The organism is Neobacillus sp. PVCKKU3, from assembly GCF_058323225.1.
This window is the reverse complement of sequence record NZ_JBLVQN010000103.1, coordinates 1-660: the sequence shown is the minus strand read 5'-3', so window position 1 is coordinate 660 and position 660 is coordinate 1. Positions and strand designations below refer to the sequence as shown.

At 36.8% G+C, this 660-nt stretch carries 1 protein-coding gene; it reads right to left on the bottom strand.

The window, feature by feature from the left end:
- The coding region (locus ACNQGS_RS29035) for a transposase (RefSeq protein ID WP_491490393.1) at positions 1-660 on the bottom strand (660 nt) is incomplete at both ends.

The following is a 660-nucleotide window of genomic DNA, read 5'->3' as shown; positions in this document are numbered from 1 at the left end:
GCAGCAACAGCTTCTGGTTTTCCATGCTTTTCAATTACCTTTTCAAGGAGTGGTTCAAAAATGACACTATCATGGATATTACCTGGAGTTACAATTGCACCTAAAACAAAACCATTTTGATCAGAAGCAGCGTGGAATGAGAAAGCAAACTGTTTTGTTCGCTCATCCTTCACATAATAACCACTTTCCGGATCAGTAGTACTTTCCTTGATTTCTTTATTTTCCTTTTTATCAAATTTATCTGGAGGAAATGGCTTTTTCCCGTGATCTTCGCGGTCCTTATTAATCTCGTCTTGTAGACGTGCTTCATAAGCTTTTGATTCTTTTCGAACTACTTTTTTCTCAAATTTATGCTTATTAGCGCTGGCCTTAACATGTGTTGAATCAATAAATACGTGCTCGCTACTAATCAATTTCTTGTCTGAGGCTTCCTTCAAAATACGATAGAAAATTTGTTCAAATAAATCTGTATCTTTAAAGCGGCGCTCGTAGTTTTTACCAAACGTCGAGAAGTGAGGTACCTTATCATAAAAACCAAAGCCTAGAAACCAGCGATATGCCATATTCGTTTCGATTTCAGTTATTGTTTGACGCATTGAGCGAATACCGAAGGTATATTGGATGAAAGCCATCTTAATCAATACAACAGGATCAATACTG